Source organism: Vibrio sp. QJM3NY_35, assembly GCF_057785915.1.
In genome coordinates, this window is sequence record NZ_CM173508.1 from 162,172 (window position 1) to 177,351 (window position 15,180).

The window sequence follows — 15,180 nt, forward strand, 5'->3', positions numbered from 1 at the left end:
GAGCTAACCATTTAGTCTTTAGGCTATAAGATCAATGATTAGCTTTTAGCCGCAGAATCCAGCACCGCAACGTCCACTACAGTGGCTACCGTCGCTACAGCCACTGTGACTCGCGGTGTTTGCTTGGCTTTTGCTTTGCTGTGTCTCTTCGCTAATAGCGTGTTGGTAATGCTCGCCACAACAATCAGGTTAATGCCAATCATCTGCTGAGTAGAAAACACATCATCAAAGAACAAACCCTGCCATAAGGCGCTAAACAGCATGTTAGTAAAAATCAGTGGTGCCAACTGGGAACCGCTATCTGCAAGCTTATAAGCCTTGGAGCGGAAAATTTGAGTATTGATGGTAAACAGTGCGAGTCCAAATGCACCAAGTCCAATCCAACGCAAGCCATCAAACGACAGCAAAGTCGTTAAAGCTCCATACACACTGTCCCCCTTAAGTATATCTGGTACAGCAGAAACAGAAGTAAACACGAGCATAGGTATAACGAGTATTGCTGCGACTAAAAAGGTCCATGCGTTAAGCTCTGCTGGTGTCAGGCTGGTTTTAGATGCTCGGTACAGACTCACTTGCGAGCCAGAATTAAACACACCCGCTAGAAGTCCAAGCAATAGTGCAGGTCTAAAGAACTCCGAACCAAACTCAAACTGCGACCAATCCCCTGCCATCATCACTACGCCGAAGAATGTAATTGCTAAACATGCGATAGTCGTTGTATGAATCTTGGTTCCGAATATTAATTTTTCTAACAATGGAATAAACAGAGGCCCCGTACTGAATAACACCACACCTTCAACCAGCGTTAAGGTTTGTAGTGAAGTAAGGAAACACCACTGACACGCCACCATAAAGATCGCCCGCATCACTAAAGGTTTCCACATATCGAGTGAAGGTTTCGTTATTTTGTAGAACATCAAGAATAAGAATAAGAACAGACTGGGTAACAAAAAACGCACAAAACTGAGTAACGAGATTGGCATCACTTCAGATAGATACTTGGCCATCAAGCCACTCAAAGACAAACTGAACGTCGACAACAACATGAAAGTCGTCGCCTTGGTAATATCAGACATAATTATCACCTCCTATGACACCTATTTTAGAAGCGTGACGTGATGAAAAATAGCGAGTAATATTAACTATAACTGTAAGGAAAACTTACCAATGAAGAAACTCGTTCCGCTTAAATCCGTTTATGCTTTCATTGCTGTTGCTGAAACCGGCAGCATGACCGACGCTGCTCGAGTGTTGTTTGTCAGTCATTCTGCAGTAAGCCAAGCCATCAAATCACTAGAGCAACTGGTTAATAAACCACTATTTCAGCGAGTAGGTCGTCGTGTTGTTCTTAATGCCGCCGGTAAGCGATATTATCGAAAGGTCGCGCCAGCACTGGAACAAGTAATAGAAGCCACAGAAGAATTGGCAAAAACGCCTAACGATCACCGTATCACGCTCAACATGGTGAACTCACTCGCGATGCACTGGTGGATTCCCCGTGTCCCCGATTTCCAAGCTTTTGCTCCCTCACTCGATATTCGTATTTCCACCTTAACTGGCCCTTTTGATATCGAGCAGGAAGGCGTGGATATTGCCCTTGTGCACGGCAAACCGAATGAATGGGATCAGTATTACAGCGAAAAGCTTGGCGATGATGATCTGGTCTTGGTATGCAGTCCAACTCTGCTAAAAAACCAGAGTGAGTTAAGCGTTCAACAACTCGTCAAACAAAACCCGACCATTGGTGTTTTTAACCTAAGGCGACAACACGACTGGCAGGTATGGTGCGACAATTACCAAATCCCACTGCCCACATTCCATAGCAATCTAACATTCGATGTCTCCATTCAAGCCGTGCAAGCTGCAATTCGCTCATTAGGCGTATTAGTAACGCATCGCTTGTTTGTGAAAGATGATATTAGCCACGGCATGCTGGTAGAGCTTGGCGATCCAGTAGCTAACCCGCACCAAGATTTCTACTTTGTTTGCCCGAAAAACAAATTAAAACAAGAAAGTGTGCTAAAACTGAGAACATGGTTGAGACATGAATTCACACGCTCAGAGACAATAATCAGCGGTGATATTCAGGAATAAAACTGCTCTAGCCCAAATACAGCTAGCCGTTATTCAGCTAGTTACAACGCATCTAACTTACAGAGGCCATTATGATTATTACCACTACACAATCTGTCGAAGGCAAACGCATTGTCGATTACAAAGGGGTTATTGCCGGAGAAGCTATTCTCGGGGTGAACGTATTCAAAGATATGTTTTCAGGAATTCGTGACTTTGTAGGTGGACGTTCTGGCACCTACGAGAAAGAACTGGAAAAAGCACGTAACTACGCGTTCAAAGAGTTAGAACAGAAAGCGATTGAAGCGGGTGCCAACGCGGTGGTAGGCGTAGATATTGATTACGAAGTCTTGGGAACAGGTAATGGCATGTTGATGGTCTCTGCTAGTGGCACGGCAGTGGTGGTTGCTTAATCAGTGGCAAACCTATCGCTCAACAGCTCTATCCATCGAATAACGGATTCAGTCGCTTAATCGTGTGATTCTTTAAAAAAACGCCCCTTAGCTAAATCGCTAACTAAGGGGCGTGATTGTATGCGTTGCCAAGTTAGATATGAATATCTCTAACTCACGCGATCTGTGGGCTCAGAGAGCATGGCATCAAAAGAGGCAATTCGAGCCAAAAACTCTTTTCTATCTTTAGGCATAATTGAGCTTGCCATTGGTAAGTTCGCCTTCATCGCATCGACGGCGCGACCACGAACCAATACCTCAAAGTGCAAGTGCGGGCCAGAGATACGACCAGTAGCACCCGATAGCGCAATTTTCTGACCTCGCTTAATTTGCTGACCTTTCTTAACTAAGAAGCGGCTCAAGTGAAGATAACGCGTCGTATATACGCTGTTGTGTTCAATCACCAAATATTTACCAGCATACGGGTGGTCACGAAGTGCCACCACTCGACCGTCACCGGTTGAATAAACTGGCGAACCTACAGGTGTTGCGAAGTCAGTACCATTATGTGGAGATATACGTCCGGTCACTGGGTGCTTACGGTACGGGTTAAATGGCGAAGTAATTCTTCGGAATTGTTTGTCTATTGGGTAGCGATTGAACGCTTGCTCAAGGCTGTTACCCTCTCTGTCGTAGAAGCGTCCATCTGGAGCAAGAAACGCGGCCACTTCCTTACCTCGTAACGTAATCGATATGCCTTGGACCTCTGTTTTTCCTGTTAGATGGTCGCCTGTGTATTGCTCCTTAACCAACACATTAAACTCATCGCCCGCTCTTAACTGCTTTGAGAAGTTAATCTTGTCTCTTAACGTTCGAGTAATATTGGCTATCTGGGCGGTTGTTAATCCCGCTTTGTATGCTGACGTTGAAAAACTGCCATGAACGGTGCCCTTATAGAGCTTTTCTTTCCATTCGCCAGGCATTTCATGGAATTGGTAATTAAAGCTTCCATCATCATTTTTAGTGAAGACAGCTTGCTCTACGAGACTTTCATGGAAAATCAGCTCTACGAGTTGTTTAGAGTCACTATCCAAAAGCAACTCTAGATGATCGCCAGGCTTTATTGTATCGAGCTTCAAAGACTCAAGATCCGCTTCCATCACTTTTTGAACTGTCTCATAAGGCAGTTTCCATGACGAAAATATGTTGCTGAGCGTATCTCCAACCTTCACGAAATAATGAACTTTTATCAACGTTCTTGAGCTTGCCTCTGAATCTGTATATGAGTTTGATGCCCCCTCTTGATGAGTTAATAAATCTTTATAAGGGGTGACTTGAATTGAGATTTCTTCTGGTGCTTCGGATTGAAAATGGAGCAAAACGGAAAGCGAGAATGCACTGATAGCGATCACGATCAGGCCAATAGGGAGGAACTTCATAAAATACTTAGCGGTTATAACAAGGAACTTGGTAAGTGTTATAACATAACAATTAATTCAAAAAAATAAACGAAATGTAAGAAACCGTTCCACAAAAGTTGCCAAAATATGGTGGGCGTGTGAAGCCCACCACCTTAAGTGACATTACTCTTCACAAAGCGCTTCAAAACGATCTAAGCCGCGCAGCATCTCAAAGTCTGGCTCTTCAGCTAGCAACTCTCTCATTGAACCACTCGCTTCAATAGAACGCTCTAAGTCATCGATAGCCTGACCTTCTGCTCCTAACCTTGCATACGAACAAGCACGTTGATACAAGGCGTGGGCATTTTGGTCATCCACTTCTAACACGCGGTTACATAGGCTCATTGCCCAGTGGTATTCCTGCATATCCATCGCAGCATCCGCTTTATAGGTCAACGCTTCTAAATCACCCGGACGAACCTTCAATATCTCATCGTAAATTTCAATCTTCTGCTCGGCGGTTTGAGCGTTTTGCGCTCTGAGCCATAAATTGTGAATCTCATTGATGATTTCGATTTCTCGGTTGTTTTCCGAGATTATTCGGGTCTTGCGTTTAAGATCCCTTTCAAGAATATTGAATTTCTTCTCATAGTCTTGAGCAATCGAATTCAGTCGCTGATCGGCCATTTCTTTGGTGGTGTGTTTGAGGTCTTTCAGTGATTGCCAACCAACCAATGCAATAAGAGAAGCAACACCCGCAATAATGTAGAAGAAATACGTGACCGTGACGTTGGCATAATTCAATGACTTATCGGCGACTGTAAGCTCACGATCGGTCATCTGAATGGTCAAGCGCCTTTCCAGATCTTGCTGTTCCATTCGCAACTGCTTCAACTCATCTAAGATGTAGCGTTCCATCAATGGTCGGTCTACATACTCTTTCTCTGAGTATTTAACCTCCTCGCTTGCAAAGCTCATGGTCGTGACCAGTGATAACACTGCAATCAATAGGGTTCGAAGCATTTATACATTCCTTATATATTTAATCTTTGTTAACTGTATCTCTTAATCGCAAGACAAGCTAGAAAGTTGGCAATTCTGCCTTCTCCTTATGGCTTTGTTGCGTAATTAAATTTATAGATAGAGCTACCCCATTTCGTGTGTTTCTTAGTCAATACGACAAGTTTCAGGCATACCTAACCCAGTAAGCTTGTTCAACGCTTTTATCATCGCGTAAGTCTCACCCACCTGCGCATTGTAATGTCTTAAGCTCAATCGTCCTCCTAGTAACTGTTTAACTCGATACATCGCTGTTTCTGATAGTGAACGTCTGTGGTACCCATACCGCTCTTTCCAATACTTATTTGAGCCGTATAACTTCTGGCAAACCACGGCGAGGTTTCGAGGATGACCACGCTCCCAGAAGGCTGCCCCTTCTCTTGGGGGAATAAGCGCAATGGCTCCCTTAATCTTAATAGCAGCATGACACAATCTCGTGTCGTAAGCTCCATCACCAGACACCTCAAGGATACTTCGGCGTGTTTGTTTCAGTAAGTTCGGGAGGACTTCTCCATCTGTAACCGTCGATAAACTTAGCTCGGCTGCGATAATTTCATGAGTGCTTGTATCAACGGCAATATGCAGCTTTCGCCAAACTCTACGCTTGCCATCTGTCCCGTGTTTTTTGACTTTCCATTCACCTTCGCCATAAACCTTTAGGCCAGTTGCATCAATGGCCAGGTGCTGTATTGCTCCTCTCGCTTTAGTCTTAAATGAGACCTCAACTTGCTTTGCTCTACGACTGATGCAGGTGTAATGCGGACAACTTAATGGAACATGGGCAAGCCTAAATATTGAGTCGATAAACCCTTGCAGAGCTCTCAGTGGCATAGAAAAAACTCGTTTCACCATGAGCGCTGTCGTGATAGCTAAATCGCTGAACCGACGTGGCCTCCCGCGCTTACTCTGTTTGCTTTGCGCCCACCCGTTTATTGCCTCTTCATCAATCCAAAAGGTCAGAGAGCCACGGTTAATAAGTGATTGGTTGTATTTCTTCCAGTTGGTTGTTTTGTAACGAGGTTTAGGCATAGAGCTACGAGAAGGAGTGAACGTAGCTGATCAGATCGTAGGCTCTTGATTTAGTTCCATTGAATTACGCAACAAAGCCCTTTGTCTCTAGGAACTATGTATTGAAGATGATGATTTAAATTTTGGAGGGATATTTAAGTAATATAAGTGATGTTCTCAGTATTCGAGGTAATCATCTGCTTTAAAAAATTCAGCATGGTTTACACAAACAAAAAAGCCATAGCATGTTTCGCTATGGCTTTCTTATTTCAATTTGATTACTTGGTTTGGGTATCAAGCATCACTTGCCAGTATTCACATTTGGCCAAGAACTCTTTTAAATATAGCTCTGGATTCGCAAGCTTCTCACCGCCTTTAACATCAGCCCCAGTCACTCGCCAAAAGCCACGAGTTACCAAGTTTCGGTGGTAAATAAAATCGTTGAGTTCATTGGCCTTCAAAGGAAGTTGCTCACCAAACGTCTGTTCGTATAGGCTCAGCATAGAGGCTTGCTCACTTGGCTTTTCCCTTAAAAAGGTATCCAAATCCAAGCCTATTGACTGTTGTTCCTTTGGCAGTGCTTTAGCTAATTTAGAGATAACACTGAACAGAGCCAACTCAACTTTTTGAGACGCTAATAACGATGCCCCTAAAAGCGCATGTTCATTGGAAATGTGTTGCTCTGTTGATGAAGCGGTTGCTGTTGTCACTGTGTTAACCTCAAATAATCATAACGGGTGTTACTGAACTGGATAGAGCCTTTTCATTACGCTGAATCTTATTCTTGTAATTAAGAAAAATCTTACAGTTAAGCAGAGTCTTGTATCTAAGCAAAGTCTTACAGCTAAGCAGAGTCTTTTAGCAGAACGCGGTCAGCATCAATAATGGTGAAGCCCGATGCATCTTCATTCTTTTCGACTTGCACTAAACCTTTAAAACCAACCTGCGACAACTTCTTCGCAAGGTGATCCGGTGCTGTTTCAAAAACAACATTCATAAAAGGTAAATACTCAGCATCAACAAAACCATGCTCGTTAAACAGTTCCATTGCTTGAGATAAATGGTCTGAGTCGGTTAATTCGATAATTTCTACAACTTCTTCCAACAACATTTTCGATTCCATATTCGCCAGAAAGTGACTGACACAAGCACTTACGTTTTGCTCGCATACATCCCGATGCCCGAAGACACCCCTTTAGTAGTAGGGAGATCATAACATATTAATAATCGAAAAATATGTTTAATTTCCCTAACCTATTGGGAATATTAGAATAACAATAGAAATTGGTGAAGCATAGACAAGACCAATTCATCTTATCGAAAGCAACAGCCTGATTTGAGGCAATCAGGCCACCGTAGCTTGAGAATCGCCCGTTTCTACAATCGATTCTTGTAACAAGCCAGCATAAATACCATTGTGCGCCACCAGTTGTTGATGATTACCTTGCTCAACAATTTCACCCTTTTCCAACACCAAAATGGTGTCTGAGTGACGAACAGTACTCAAACGGTGTGCAATCGCAATCACGGTTTTTTCCTTGAAAAGGCGCTGCATTGCTTTTTGAATCAGGTCTTCAGTGATTGAATCTACCGAACTGGTCGCCTCATCAAGCATCATCAATTGACCACCCTGTGCAACCGCTCGAGCGAACGAGATAAGCTGCGTTTGCCCTACAGACAAGTTAGAGCCGTTCTTTTCCAAGTGGAAGTCATAACCTTGTGGCAATTGTTCAATAAACTTATCGGCATAAACATAGCGCGCCGCCTGTTCAACCTCAGTTCTAGATAGATGCGTTTTGCCCAGCGCGATATTGAATTGGATGGTCTCTTCAAATAAGTGCACGTCTTGCATCATCATTGAGAACAAATGAGCAGAGTCTTCGCTTGAGATCTGCGACAGCTCTATTCCATTCAACAAAATGCTGCCTTCATAGTCTTGGTAGGTTTTAGAGATCAGACGCAGAATCGTTGACTTACCTGAGCCTGTAGAGCCCACCAGTGCGATTTGATGCCCTTTCTCCAATACAAATGAGACGTTCTTTAGAACGTACGGAGCATCACCTTTGTAGCGGAAGCTTACGTTCTTAAACTCAAGGCTTTCAAACTGCTCTAACGGTTTAGCAACCTGCTCTGATGGCAGTAAGTTACGCCCCTCTTCTTCGGTCGGTTCAACAAACAGCTCTTCGATATGGTCGAACGCGGCAAATGAGCTCTGAATTGATGCAATTTGCGAAGTAAAATCTCGGATCGGCACGAACACTTTTTCTAAGGTGTTGATGAACGCAATCAGCACACCCAAGGTGAGCGCCCGTTCTATCACTTGCTCAGAACCGTACCAAATCATTACCGCGATGGTGATGGATGTGATACCAGAAATGAATGAGAACAGAATAGCGTCGTATTTATTGATCTTTTTCTGGGCTTTCAAAAACTCATCGGTATAGCCTTGGTAACGCTGCTCGACTTGCTCTTCCGCTCGGTACATCTGAACGGTTTTCATGCCAAATAAGACTTCTTGCAAAAAGCCAATACCGCGAGCGAGCGAAGAACGAGTCACCTTATAGAGAGCACGAAGTCGGTTTCTCACATACACCGTCAAATACATCACTGGCGGCATAATGATCAATACAATCATCGTTAACTGCCAATCAATGAAGAACATCATCACCAACAGAGCAATGGTATTGATGCTGTCTTTAACTAGCCCGACAACCGACTGAACAAACGTCTCGCCGATGGTTTCCAAGTCACTGGTTAATCGTGAGAGCGTTACTCCAATCGGTGTGTTATCAAAATAGCTGCGCGGCAGTTTGAGCACGCGAGCAAACAATACTGATCGCATGTCAGTTATCGTGTATTGACCAGTTTTACGCAGGTTGTACGAATAGGTGGTATCCACCACATAACTCGCCACCAGCACGGCAACGAGATAGAAGACGTATTCGAGCAGGCCATCCATATCCCCGTGACTCAGGTGAACATCTATCACTTGAATGATCAGCCAAGGGAACAACAAGCTCGTGATGACAGAAAGAGGAAGCATTGCGATACCCAGAATCGCAGAACCTTTGTATTTCTTAGCAAACTTAAAAAAGTGCTTGAGGTACTTGAGATCAACACCTTTTAACATGCTGCTGCCTCCGTTTCATTCTGCTGTAGTTGCCATGTATCGTAATAGTAATCGCACGTTTTCAATAACGTGGCGTGGTCGCCCTTCGCGATCACTTTGCCTTCATTCAAGACGATGATTTCATCCATATATTCAAGGGCATTCACGCGGTGTGAAACCACAAGAACGGATTGATTTTCCAAACGCTTAAACAAGCCTTCTAAGATCCTACGTTCTGTTTCATAGTCGACAGCCGATAAAACGTTATCCATAATAATCAGGTCGGTTGGCTGCAATAAAGCACGAGCAATACTTAATCGCTGCTTCTGGCCACCAGACAACATGATCCCTTTTTCACCGACTAAGGTTTGATCGCCATGCTCAAAGCGAGTGACATCACTGGCTAACTGACTTAGCTCTAAAACCTCATTAACCTGACTCTTCGCTAATTCAGTATCTGAACTACCAAAACGAATATTGTCTTCAACAGTTGCGGAGAACAAATAAGGGTCTTGAGTCACAGTTTTCACGTAACGACGTAAGTCACTGCGTGAGAAGCTAGTGATATCTCTTTCGCCAAGGAAAATAGAACCTTGTGGTACATCCAAGTGGTGGTTCAAGCAGTTTACTAAGGTTGTTTTACCCGCTCCGATTCCGCCTAGCACACCTACTTTCTTACCTGCAGAAATGTCAAAGCTGATGTCATCGAGAATCAGATGTTCTTCACCTGAATAGCTGAAGCTGAGGTTGCGAATAGAGAACGTTTTTCTCTTCAGCGATTCAACGTCTAACTCAGTAAGCTTACCTTCATCAAGCTCTGGAACTTTGGCATTAAGAATGGTTTGTGCACTTTGAATGCCCACCATGCCACGTTGATAAATGGTCGCGATTCTGCCTAATTGCATCAATGGCATTGCCAACAAAACGGAGTAAGTCAGAAAGGCGGTAATCTCACCAAGGGTTAGCTCTTGTCTCATTAACATGTAGCCACCAAGCCCAAGAATGATGATTTTCATCAGGTCATTGGCGTAGTCGAGTACCGGCATAAAGAAGACTTGGATACGTGTAATTTTAAGGCGGCATTCAAGTAATAACTGATTAAGCTTTTCAGTTTCAGCTTTCACCCAAGGTGACATCTGCTGGCTCTTAATCAAGTCAATCCCAGATAGGTAACTCATTAGCTGAGCAGACAGGTTTTGCAGACGTTTCATGTGCTCTAAATGCAGTGCTTTCATGCGTTTAAAACCCACACGGAAAATCACAAAAGCGATTGAGATAGGAATAATCGAATAAAGCGTTAATTCTGGCGATATGCGCCACATGTAAAGAGGTGTCAGCGACAACGCCAGCAGCGCATTAAAGAACTGGAGGAAACCCACACCAAACAACAAGCGTATGCCACCAAGATCATTATTGATAATCGAGATCAGTCGACCCGAAGCGAAGCGTTCATGAAAGCTACTTGGTAAACGATTCAGTTTTTGTAGAAGTGTACTTTTAAGTGCGGCCTCTGTAATTCGCCCCGGGTTAAGCGCATAAATACGAGATAAAATTCTCACCACCACCATGGCAACCGACATCCCGACCACAATCCAAACATAGGTTTGAAGCTGTTGATGGCCAGTTGAAGAGGCATCATCAATCAAATCTATCGCCAATTGGATATAGCGAGGGATCTCTACTTGTAACCAGTTGACGAGAAAGATGAACACAATCGCCAATAAGTACGAGGTGCGATTCATGCGCAAGTAATGGGCAATAAACTGTCTTTTAGTCATAGTATTCTTTGTTTAGGGCAGGCACACAGCGATGTGATGGTGTTATCCGGCAAGATGGAACATCGCAGAGGTAAAGATACATCAAAAACACATAGTTGACAATATCAACCATATTTAATTATTCGCTATTAGTGTTATATTTTAGCACCACAAGAAACAACTTTGCCGCTCTAATGGCGGCAAAGTTGTAGCTTAGATATTGATCTATATAGCTAAGTGTTAAAGCATCTCTTTTGCTATGAGATGAAGTAAGAAGGTTTCACGCTCAATACTCATGCCCTTTTTAGGGCTCTCTGCCATCGTCTTTTCGTTATGAGCGATCGCTTCATGGATATTCATCCACACCGGCTTCATCCCGTTTTTCACTTCATAATCTTCGTAAGCCGTTTCGCCAAGCTCACGATCAATCTTGCATGAGTAGCAGTAAGAAATCATGTGCATCATGTCTGCATCGTCTTTGTACCAAGGACGAAACTCTTCAAAAATACCGAACGGCTTGATGCTATGGATATTCTTCGCGCCAGTCTCTTCTTCGAGTTCACGAACCATACCTGCGATCACATCTTCCCCTTCATCCAAACCACCACCAGGAATGGTGTAGTCGTGATAACGCTCTGTATACAGCATCAGAATGTCTTCACCATCTAACACAATGGCACGGGCAGCGTTGCGTTTGTAGACCGTTTTATTGTCTAGATGGTCGATATCAGGGTGGATGGTTGTTTTTAGGTGTCTCATGGCTCTAACTGCTCAACTGAATTTGGCGGCATCATATCATAATCATTCATAGATTCGAGGTTCATAGCCGTTCACATCAACACACCTTCTAACTTTGTACCTCATAACCGACGAAGTAAGAAAACATCACATAGCCTCTGAAAGCCTTCACTCAACAATTAATGCCCTTCTATAACCCGGCTAGCTTAGCTTGATCTAGCCCTCAAAAAGCAGCTAAACATGGCGAAATATCAACCTATTTCAATATCTTGACCAAATTAGAACAACCTTTTCTGAAATCTAAAATATACTCATTTGATAGAGCTTCTAATTGGGTTCTGTAGAACTTAACGTATTCAACTATAGAGTTATCACGTAGGAGATAAACATGAAGAAAATTGGTTTGATGGCTGTATGTGCCGTTGTATTAGGCGGTTGTGCAAACGACTATGCAGAATATAGCGAAGGCCAACGTGTTTCAGTCGCTAACCCAGCAGCGGTTTATTGTGTTCAACAGGACGGTGAATTAGACACGGTTACTGAAAACAATCAGCGTACAACTTACTGTGTATTCGATGACGGCGAGCGCATTGAACAGTGGGAGTACTACCGCAATAACCATGAGCAAGATTCAGAAAACCAAAGTTAATCACTGTAAAAAAACACATGAGCCTTCTGGCACAATGTTATGGGCGATGATTACGTTCGCGCCGTTAAAAACATTGCAGAAGAAGGCACAGAACTACTCGCCTACTGCTTAATTGCGTTTGCTAGCCTAAAAACAGTTCTTGGCATCACCAAAAAAAAATAACGATTTATCGCCACCAGCGATGTGTGTGACCCGATTCCGGATCTAAATAACGATTCAATAAAGTCAGGTTAGTATCTAGTAGAGCTAGGTATTCCCTGACTTTTTTTACATCGCTACCCACTGAAGTCTGCTGGATACAGCGCTCCAATGCTGGGAGTAAACTCTCCACAATGTCAAAGTCAGATGAACGCCCAACGAGTTCCTTTACGGCTATCAGTGCTTCCAAAGACAGTCTTTCTGGCTCTTGTCTAACCAACTCCAAATCTCGCTTAAATGTGCCCGCACAGACACCTTCAAGATAAACTCGATAAGTGGTCAGTACATCCATGAGCAAAAACAATTGCCCTTGAGGGCCTTGATGAGGATATGGCACCGCCACATGAGCCTCTAACTGACGATCTATTTGCAAATCCACACCAAGCGCGGAACACCTGTCAACAAGCACTTTAAGCAAACCTTGCTCGTCCATTAGCGTTTGAATCTCAAAGATTCGTTGCAAGTGATAGTCATTCGACACAAACGTTATCTTTACACCTTGCCCACGAGTAAATAGACCACTCTCTATCATCTCAGCAGCTAAATTTTGGATGTTTTCTACAGTATTGGTTGAATGCTGCTCTAATAAAATCGCTCCCAGAGTAAACGGGACTTCGCGGAGGCTTTCCAACTCTCGAAAGTATCGGTGCATCGCATCAGCTTCCGAAACACTCTGCCCTTTGGTTACCCCACCACAAAAAGCGACCGCTGTGGACGAGCGAGGCTCTGCGTTCAAGGACTCCGCCAGATACTTCACCAAAGCATCAACTCGACTGATTCCTTCCTCAGTCAATTCATTCTCATTAAGCCGTTTACCCAGCACAATAAGGAGGTTATTAATGCTCATTTTATGTTCAAGTCTCGTTTTGGGGATTAGATGGAGTGAATTATGTATACAATACTTGTGAACAAAAGTATTTTGAAATTCTTATAAGTTGCTCGCAATAATGCTCACTATTGCAAAGCAACACAATAAGGTACTCGACAATCAAAGTGCAGCTTAAAAGCACAATAGCACGATCATAGGGTCCACAGGGCTACGCTGGTTAGCGTTAGTTTTAAACAGAGAACGCTTTCACATATATAAGTGAAACGAACAAAATACAAATTTTACACAGAGTTCGTCCATCGAACCGTCTTCACAGGAAGTTACTATGCTGTCTATTTTTGATATCTACAAAATTGGGGTTGGACCATCCAGCTCCCACACAAATGGACCAATGATCGCTGGGTTTAACTTTACCCAAAAAATTGATGCTCAGCTTAAGCAAGTGAAGCGTATTCAAATCGACTTATACGGCTCGTTATCATTGACGGGTATTGGTCACCACACAGACAGAGCGACCTTGTTAGGTTTGCTAGGTAACCGCCCCGACACCATTAAAATCACCAGTGCTAACCAAGCAATGCGTAAGGCGATTGAAGATAAATCTCTATTGGTTAGCGGTAACCATGAAATTTATTTCGATGTAGAAAGCGATCTGCTCTTCCACAAGACCAACCTTCCGCTGCATGAAAATGGTATGACTATCTCTGCCTTTAACGAAAGCGGCAGCCTTCTGGATATGGAAACCTACTACTCGATTGGTGGTGGCTTTATCGCAACCGCTGATGAGCTACAAAACGGCAAACAGGAAGCAGAAATTCAAGTTGAGTTCCCTTTCTCTTCTGCTGATCAGTTGCTTGAACTATCCGAACAACAAGGACTGAGCCTTGGTGGCTTAATTCTACGTAACGAAGTTTCATTCCAAGGTATGGATGTGATTGACCAGAAAGCCGACCAAATTTGGAAGGTGATGTCTCTGTGTATGCAGCGTGGCTTTGACACGGAAGGCATCCTTGATGGCGGCCTAGAAGTCACTCGTCGAGCACCTGCTCTTTTGAAAAAGCTTGAAGCGAATGCCTCAATTGAAAACGATCCAATGGAAATCATGGATTGGATTAACCTGTTTGCCTTTGCCGTGAGTGAAGAAAACGCAGCGGGCGGTCAGGTTGTCACATCACCGACCAACGGTGCTGCTGGCGTTATTCCTGCAGTTTTGATGTACTACCATCGTTTCATCAAAGAGCTAGACACTAAGCAGCTTAAGGACTTCTTGGCAGTCTCTGGTGCTATCGGCATCTTATACAAAACCAACGCTTCGATTTCTGGTGCAGAAGTAGGTTGTCAGGGTGAAGTTGGCGTATCTTCATCAATGGCTGCTGCTGGCCTAACTGCCCTACGTGGTGGTAGCAACGAGCAAATCTGTATTGCCGCTGAGATCGCGATGGAACACTCACTGGGCATGACATGCGATCCGATCGGCGGGCTTGTTCAGGTGCCATGTATCGAACGTAACGCAATGGGTGCAATGAAAGCAATTAATGCATCGCGCATGGCATTGAAACGTACCAGCAAGTGTCTTATCTCGTTAGACAAGGTTATCGAGACCATGTACCAAACAGGTAAAGACATGAACAAGAAGTACCGTGAAACTTCTCTAGGCGGCCTGGCCGTGATTCACATGGCACCCCCGTGTGAGTAACAGACAGGAACACGAGTAGAGAAAGCCTCTATAGAGACGGCATTCGTGTAAACTTAGTTTTCAATATCTCAACAAAGCCAGCCACCAAGCTGGCTTTTTTATTGGCTAAATCCCAGCAGCCAATTGAAAGTGATACTCACTCAAAACCTTTACAGAATGGCCACCTCTAATTTTCCCTTTATTAGTTCATTACTTAGCCGCAAGTGATGATGGCTGCATTTCACACCGCTATGCATCCACTAGCAAAATCTAACATTGCAAATTTCATTCAT

The 15,180-nt window shown here is 43.7% G+C and carries 15 protein-coding genes; 5 read left to right on the forward strand and 10 right to left on the reverse strand.

Annotated elements, in window-relative coordinates; genetic code table 11:
• Nucleotides 1–38: 38 nt before the first annotated feature.
• Nucleotides 39–1,076: a DMT family transporter gene (locus tag AC3CH3_RS16175; protein ID WP_474356689.1), complete on the reverse strand. Its 1,038-nt coding sequence runs from the start codon at nucleotides 1,074–1,076 to the stop codon at nucleotides 39–41.
• Between the two features lie 91 nt (nucleotides 1,077–1,167).
• On the opposite strand from AC3CH3_RS16175, the gene AC3CH3_RS16180 reads away from it, so the two are divergent.
• Both AC3CH3_RS16180 and AC3CH3_RS16185 read left to right on the forward strand, forming a co-directional pair.
• Nucleotides 1,168–2,094: a LysR substrate-binding domain-containing protein gene (locus AC3CH3_RS16180; protein ID WP_488538667.1), complete on the forward strand. Its 927-nt coding sequence runs from the start codon at nucleotides 1,168–1,170 to the stop codon at nucleotides 2,092–2,094.
• A 71-nt stretch (nucleotides 2,095–2,165) separates the two neighbouring features.
• Nucleotides 2,166–2,486, forward strand: coding sequence for a heavy metal-binding domain-containing protein (locus AC3CH3_RS16185; protein WP_004730185.1), 321 nt, complete (start codon nucleotides 2,166–2,168; stop codon nucleotides 2,484–2,486).
• A 149-nt stretch (nucleotides 2,487–2,635) separates the two neighbouring features.
• Here AC3CH3_RS16185 and AC3CH3_RS16190 read toward each other — a convergent pair whose 3' ends face one another.
• The 8 genes from AC3CH3_RS16190 to AC3CH3_RS16225 form a co-directional block, all read right to left on the reverse strand.
• Nucleotides 2,636–3,904, reverse strand: coding sequence for a peptidoglycan DD-metalloendopeptidase family protein (locus AC3CH3_RS16190; protein ID WP_488538668.1), 1,269 nt, complete (start codon nucleotides 3,902–3,904; stop codon nucleotides 2,636–2,638).
• Between the two features lie 144 nt (nucleotides 3,905–4,048).
• Entirely contained in the window at nucleotides 4,049–4,888 is an 840-nt protein-coding gene (locus tag AC3CH3_RS16195) for a tetratricopeptide repeat protein (protein WP_488538669.1), read from the reverse strand.
• Nucleotides 4,889–5,032: 144 nt separating this feature from the next.
• Complete coding sequence (locus AC3CH3_RS16200; protein WP_488537951.1) at nucleotides 5,033–5,953, reverse strand: IS5 family transposase; 921 nt, start codon at nucleotides 5,951–5,953, stop codon at nucleotides 5,033–5,035.
• Between the two features lie 257 nt (nucleotides 5,954–6,210).
• A complete protein-coding gene (locus AC3CH3_RS16205; protein ID WP_488538670.1) occupies nucleotides 6,211–6,642 on the reverse strand; it encodes a hypothetical protein in 432 nt (143 codons plus the stop codon).
• Between the two features lie 134 nt (nucleotides 6,643–6,776).
• The gene (locus AC3CH3_RS16210) at nucleotides 6,777–7,043 is read right to left on the reverse strand and encodes a hypothetical protein (RefSeq protein WP_171328242.1); all 267 of its coding nucleotides are present in this window, start codon (nucleotides 7,041–7,043) and stop codon (nucleotides 6,777–6,779) included.
• 234 nt (nucleotides 7,044–7,277) lie between these two features.
• Nucleotides 7,278–9,062: an ABC transporter ATP-binding protein gene (locus AC3CH3_RS16215; protein ID WP_488538671.1), complete on the reverse strand. Its 1,785-nt coding sequence runs from the start codon at nucleotides 9,060–9,062 to the stop codon at nucleotides 7,278–7,280.
• Nucleotides 9,056–10,819, reverse strand: coding sequence for an ABC transporter ATP-binding protein (locus AC3CH3_RS16220; RefSeq protein WP_488538672.1), 1,764 nt, complete (start codon nucleotides 10,817–10,819; stop codon nucleotides 9,056–9,058). Before AC3CH3_RS16220 ends, AC3CH3_RS16215 begins: the two co-directional genes overlap by 7 nt.
• Before the next feature lie 219 nt (nucleotides 10,820–11,038).
• Nucleotides 11,039–11,557, reverse strand: coding sequence for an NUDIX hydrolase (locus AC3CH3_RS16225; protein WP_017059522.1), 519 nt, complete (start codon nucleotides 11,555–11,557; stop codon nucleotides 11,039–11,041).
• A 367-nt stretch (nucleotides 11,558–11,924) separates the two neighbouring features.
• On the opposite strand from AC3CH3_RS16225, the gene AC3CH3_RS16230 reads away from it, so the two are divergent.
• Both AC3CH3_RS16230 and AC3CH3_RS16235 read left to right on the forward strand, forming a co-directional pair.
• The gene (locus AC3CH3_RS16230; protein WP_017059521.1) at nucleotides 11,925–12,185 is read left to right on the forward strand and encodes a putative hemolysin; all 261 of its coding nucleotides are present in this window, start codon (nucleotides 11,925–11,927) and stop codon (nucleotides 12,183–12,185) included.
• Nucleotides 12,186–12,224: 39 nt separating this feature from the next.
• Nucleotides 12,225–12,347 (forward strand): hypothetical protein, encoded by a 123-nt coding sequence (locus AC3CH3_RS16235; protein ID WP_488538673.1) that lies wholly within the window; start codon nucleotides 12,225–12,227, stop codon nucleotides 12,345–12,347.
• A 4-nt stretch (nucleotides 12,348–12,351) separates the two neighbouring features.
• Here AC3CH3_RS16235 and AC3CH3_RS16240 read toward each other — a convergent pair whose 3' ends face one another.
• Nucleotides 12,352–13,230 carry a YdcF family protein gene (locus AC3CH3_RS16240; protein ID WP_019820443.1) on the reverse strand — a complete coding sequence of 293 codons (879 nt, stop codon included), beginning with the start codon at nucleotides 13,228–13,230 and terminating at the stop codon, nucleotides 12,352–12,354.
• 307 nt (nucleotides 13,231–13,537) lie between these two features.
• Between AC3CH3_RS16240 and AC3CH3_RS16245 the strand changes: the two genes are divergently transcribed.
• Entirely contained in the window at nucleotides 13,538–14,908 is a 1,371-nt protein-coding gene (locus AC3CH3_RS16245) for an L-serine ammonia-lyase (RefSeq protein WP_488538674.1), read from the forward strand.
• Nucleotides 14,909–15,180: the final 272 nt, after the last annotated feature.